Source organism: Streptomyces sp. NPDC059456 (assembly GCF_042750055.1).
In the GTDB taxonomy this organism is placed as follows: domain Bacteria; phylum Actinomycetota; class Actinomycetes; order Streptomycetales; family Streptomycetaceae; genus Streptomyces.
In genome coordinates, this window is sequence record NZ_JBHYVA010000681.1 from 1 (window position 1) to 4,535 (window position 4,535).

7 protein-coding genes are annotated in these 4,535 nt (G+C 71.2%); all 7 read right to left on the reverse strand.

The window, feature by feature from the left end; translation table 11 throughout:
* Positions 1-504 (reverse strand): hypothetical protein (locus tag ACFXA3_RS36280; protein ID WP_385194339.1); only part of this gene is annotated, 504 nt, incomplete at its 3' end.
* 1 nt (position 505) lies between these two features.
* The gene (locus tag ACFXA3_RS36285) at positions 506-1,048 is read right to left on the reverse strand and encodes a hypothetical protein (RefSeq protein ID WP_385194342.1); all 543 of its coding nucleotides are present in this window, start codon (positions 1,046-1,048) and stop codon (positions 506-508) included.
* An 82-nt stretch (positions 1,049-1,130) separates the two neighbouring features.
* Positions 1,131-1,856 carry an HAD family hydrolase gene (locus ACFXA3_RS36290; protein WP_385194345.1) on the reverse strand — a complete coding sequence of 242 codons (726 nt, stop codon included), beginning with the start codon at positions 1,854-1,856 and terminating at the stop codon, positions 1,131-1,133.
* Positions 1,857-1,926: 70 nt separating this feature from the next.
* Positions 1,927-2,892, reverse strand: coding sequence for an LLM class F420-dependent oxidoreductase (locus ACFXA3_RS36295; protein WP_385194347.1), 966 nt, complete (start codon positions 2,890-2,892; stop codon positions 1,927-1,929).
* Between the two features lie 121 nt (positions 2,893-3,013).
* Positions 3,014-3,307: a flavin reductase family protein gene (locus ACFXA3_RS36300; RefSeq protein ID WP_385194349.1), complete on the reverse strand. Its 294-nt coding sequence runs from the start codon at positions 3,305-3,307 to the stop codon at positions 3,014-3,016.
* A gap of 90 nt (positions 3,308-3,397) precedes the next feature.
* Positions 3,398-4,426, reverse strand: coding sequence for an iron-containing redox enzyme family protein (locus ACFXA3_RS36305; RefSeq protein ID WP_385194352.1), 1,029 nt, complete (start codon positions 4,424-4,426; stop codon positions 3,398-3,400).
* A partial coding sequence (locus tag ACFXA3_RS36310) for a CDGSH iron-sulfur domain-containing protein (protein ID WP_385194355.1) occupies positions 4,426-4,535 on the reverse strand: 110 nt, incomplete at its 5' end. The genes ACFXA3_RS36310 and ACFXA3_RS36305, both read right to left, overlap by 1 nt.

Below are 4,535 nucleotides of genomic sequence, written 5' to 3' on the forward strand. Positions count from 1 at the left end.
GTGCTGCAGCGCCAGCCGCAGGTCTTCGGTCGCGACCTGTCCGCCCTGGCTCCACTGCTCCTCCAGCCCCTGCTTGTGGGCGGAGAACGAACGGGCAAGGGTCTGCATCACCTCGGCGACCAGGGCGTCCGCCGACCTGACCGCCTCCTGCGGGTCGTCGACGAACCGGCTCTGTACCTCGCTCCACGCCTTGTGGTACTCCGCGGTGTCCCCGGCACCCAGCAGTGGCTCGTCAACCCCTGCCTGCACCGAGCCGGACTGCGGTTCGCGGTCCGCCGGGAGCCCTTCCCCGCTTTCGCGGCCGTCGCGCTCCGTGGCAGCCGTGTCCCTGGTGGCCTCCCCCGGGTACATGGGCGGCGTCCGCCCGTCGGCCGGCGCGCTGCCGGATGCGGCGTCCGTGCCGGTGTTCGTACCTGCCTCCGAAGCCGACGTCGGATGGGCGATGTCCTCCGTCGTGATGCCGGAGTCCCCCACTCGCTCGTTGCTGCTCGCGTGGTTCTGCATCTCAACGGCTCCTCTGCTCAGTCAGCAGGTCGTCGAACAGGGCGCGGTAGTGCACCATCGCCCCGCGGAGTTCCTCGGTCGTCGTCTGGTGACCGGCGCTGCGTACCTTGACGTCGTGGGCGGCCCGGTAGTGCTCCAGGGTTCGGCCGTGTTCGACTGAAAGGTCGCGCAGCTGCCCGCGGTAGTCGTCCGTGGGGTAACCCCGTTCACGCATGAGCCGCGACACCAGTTCGTCGGCCTCCTCCACGGAGCCTTCCGGCCGGTCCACGAAATGCTCCTGGACCGTGCTCCATTCAACGGCGTACCGGTCTCTCCGTTCGGGTGGCAGCTCCTTGATCTCCAGCTTGTCGTGGCGTTCTTCGCGGGCCCGCAGCTCGCGTTCGGCGGCCATGCGGCCGCCCTCGACCTCGACTGTGCGGTCGTACTCGGGTCCGAACTTGTTCTGCAGACGCCGTCGACGCGCCGCCATCCACAGCGCGACCACAAGCACGATCACGACGACGGCTGCTACGGCAATGACGACTATCAGCGTGCTGGTCGACATGGTTGGCCTCCATCCTGGGGCCTCGTCCGATTTCGGGAGCGTCTTCTGACCTACGCCCCGCGCCTACCCTGCGGGCCACCGCTCAAGCGCTGCGGTCCGGAGGCGGCGTGACCCGTGACCGGCCCGGACTCCGGGTACCGGGCACCGGCTCATCCGCGAACGGGCTGGTGTCGAGGTGTGCGAGCAGGTCGGCGGGGTGCCGGTAGACGGCTCGGGCGCCGGCCTCTTCGAGGTCGCGCTGTGGGATGCCGCCGCAGAGCAGCCCCACGCACGCGACGTCGGCGCGGGAGGCGGCCTGCATGTCCCACACCGTGTCGCCCACGAGTACGGCGCCGTGCACAGGTGCGTCGGCGAGGTCGAGGGCGTGGTGCACCGGGTCCGGTGCGGGCTTGCCCTCGTCGACGTCGTCGGAGCTCGCCGTCGCGGTGATGGCGTCGTCGGCGTCGACGGCCCGTCTGAGGGCGCCGAGCTCGGCGTCCCGGGCGGAGGTGACGAGGACGACGCGCCAGCCCCGTCGGTCGAGCTCGCGCAGGAGGCCGGCTGCCGCGTCCAGCGGGGGAAGCCGGTCGAAGTACGTGCCGTAGAGGGTGGTGTGGGCAGCGCTGAGCTCGTCGTCCTCCCTCGTGTCCCGTCCCTCGCCCAGCAGGTGCGCGAGGAGGTCCTTGCCGGGCAGTCCGATCGCGCGGTGGATGTCATGCATCGCGACGTCGTGGCCCGCCTGCCGCAAGGCTTCCCACCAGCAGACGACATGGAGGTGGTTCGTGTCGGCGAGGGTGCCGTCGACATCGAACAGCGCGGCACGGTTCATGTCCGCCTCCCGCAGGCCTCGGAGTCCGAGCCCCTGCTCGACCCGGCCTCGTTCACGGTGGAGGCCGCGTTCACAGCTCCCCCAGGGCCGGCAGCAGCTTCGTGGCGGACCAGTCCAGGAATGATTCCTGTTGGTCGCCGCCGATCTGGATCAGGGCGATCTCGGTGAATCCGGCGTCGGCGTAGGGGCGTACCGCGTCGACGAACGCGTCCACGTCATCGCCGCAGGGGATGGCAGCGGCGACGTCCTCGGGCCCGGTGTGCTGCGAGGCCTGGGCGAAGCCCGCCGGGCCGGGGAGTTCCGCGTTGACCTTCCAGCCGCCGAGCGCCCAGCGGAACTGGTCGTGAGCCCTGGCGACCGCTGCATCGCGGTCGGGGTCGTAGCAGACCGGGAGCTGGCCCACCCGTGGTTTGCCGGAGCCTCCGTACGCGCCGAACGCGGCCACCAGTTCTGCCTTCGGCTCGGTGGCGACGAGGAGGTCGCCGTAGCGGCCCGCGATCTCGCAGGAGCGGTCTCCGGACGCGGCGATCCCGATCGGGGGCGGATCGTCGGGGAGGTCCCAGACCCGGGCGTTCACGACGTCGAAGTGCGTCCCGTGGTGGCTGACGTACCCGCCGGTGAACAGGGAGCGGATGATGCCCACTGCTTCCTCGAGCATGTCCAGGCGGACGTGGGCGGCGGGCCAGTCCGCGCCGACGACGTGTTCGTTGAGGTGCTCGCCCGAGCCGAGGCCCAGGCGGAAGCGTCCCTGGGACAGGAGCTGCATCGTTGCGGCCTTCTGGGCGATCACCGCGGGGTGATAGCGGAAGGTCGGGCAGGTCACGTACGTCATGAGCGGGATCCGGGAGGTGGCCTGCGCTGCGGCGCCGAGGACGCTCCACGCGTAGGGCGCGTGTCCTTGGGACTCCAGCCAGGGGAAGGAGTGGTCGGATATGACGGAGAAGTCGAATCCCGCGCGCTCCGCTCCCACCACGTGGTCGACCAGTTCCCGGGGTCCGGTCTGCTCGGTCATCATCGTGTATCCGATTCCCACCATGCCGGGCGCCTTACCGCTTCGGCACGCTTGAAACGTGCCGGCGCGGGCGGGCGAGGTGAGTCCACGGCTCGCGGTGGATCCGGCTGATCGCTCCGCTCGGTCCGCCGCCCCGGTCGTGGCATCAGTCCGGGTGGCCGGGCTCCAGGTCCCGCAGTTCCCGGTACCGGAGCAGTGCGGGCGGCGGGCCCTCGGGCGGCGGGCACACCGCCACCGGCGCCAAGGAGAAGCCCACGTGGTCGCCGCCCTCGATGCGCCCCTCGATCCGGCCGGTGAACCAGGTGGAGACCTGCTCCAGGACCGGACTGCCCGATTCTCCCGGCCGCCAGCCGACCATGGCGAACTTGTCCACCCGCTCACCCGTCTCCCCTCCGAAGAGCGACGCGAGAGCACGGGCGCGCCGGTGCAACAAGTGCACCGTGAGGAGCCACGACGGATGTCCTGTGCGTCACGCTGGTCTCGGCGGCCCATGCCTGGATGAGGCACACCGCCTCCCTCGCCTCTCCTGTCACGGATCGGACAAGGGGGTGCGCAGCGCTGTGTGTCCCTGGTTCCAGGCCCGGCGTATGTGGTCTGCGAGGCGGTCTTCCAGGAGGACCGTGGCCGCGCAGCCGAAAGCGATGTCCGGCTCGAGGGCGGGTTCGTCGGCGAGGAGCCCGCCGATCACCTCGTGACGCACGACCTGCTCGTGCACGGCGTCGGCCGTCACGTGCTCGGCGTAGAAGTGCTCCGCCGCCGGGCCGGCGCCACAGCGCCGCATGGCGTTGGCCATGCGGCGGGAGCCGGGCGACGAGGTGACCTCGACGCATGCGAAGTGCCCGACGAGTGCGCCGCGCAGGGCCCGGTGGAGCCCGAACAGGGACATCAGGTTCACCGTGGCGAGCAGGGGTGCCGGGGCCAGATCGAGGTAGCGGCCGTACGTCGGATCCAGTGCGAGGTCGGTCATGAGGTCGGCGAAGAGCCGCGCGTGGATGCGGTCAGGGCGGCCGGCGCCGAACTCGTCGTACTCGATGGCCGCCATGGCGGCCTTGGCACGGCCGGTGAGCCGGGGGATGACCCAGGCGTGCGGGTCCGCCTCCTTGAGGTGGTAGAGGGAGCGCAGGGCCGCGTACTCGCGCAGCTGCCACAGCCCGCCTTCGGTTTCCAGGTAGCGGCTGAGACTGCCGGACGGGTCGACGGGCTCGACGAGGAGCAGGGCGAACGCGGCCTCGGCCGAGCTCGGCCCGTCGGACAGTTCGGTGTGCAGGGTGTGCAGGAAGCGGCCTTCGAGGGTCTGGCGCAGCTGCAACAGGTCGGGGTCCCATTCGCGTGCGTCGTCGACGTCCTCGAAACCGCGGTAGTGCAGCTCGTACAGCAGATACAGCGCGAGCTGGAGATCCTCCCCCAGCGGATCGGCCCTGAGGACCGGCTCCGGGTCGTACGCCGGCGGGCGACCGGACCGCAGGGCGTCGGTCACGGCGCGGGACAGCTCGCCCCGCCCCTCGACCAGACAGGGGCCGGGAGCGGTCGCCGTCGCGCTCGGGCCGGGACGGCTCATCACGGGTTCCTCTCCTCGGGCTCCGCGGGCGGTGAGCCGGCCCGCGCACGGCGGCGGTGGCTGGTGTCGCACCACGGGTACGTGCGGCTGCGGCGGCAGGTGCACACCG

Bases quoted from the DNA above. Each gene is read 5' to 3' on its own strand.
- ACFXA3_RS36285 (WP_385194342.1), bottom strand. From the start codon at position 1,048: ATGTCGACCAGCACGCTGATAGTCGTCATTGCCGTAGCAGCCGTCGTC.
- ACFXA3_RS36290 (WP_385194345.1), bottom strand. From the start codon at position 1,856: ATGAACCGTGCCGCGCTGTTCGATGTCGACGGCACCCTCGCCGACACG.
- ACFXA3_RS36295 (WP_385194347.1), bottom strand. From the start codon at position 2,892: ATGGTGGGAATCGGATACACGATGATGACCGAGCAGACCGGACCCCGG.
- ACFXA3_RS36305 (WP_385194352.1), bottom strand. From the start codon at position 4,426: ATGAGCCGTCCCGGCCCGAGCGCGACGGCGACCGCTCCCGGCCCCTGT.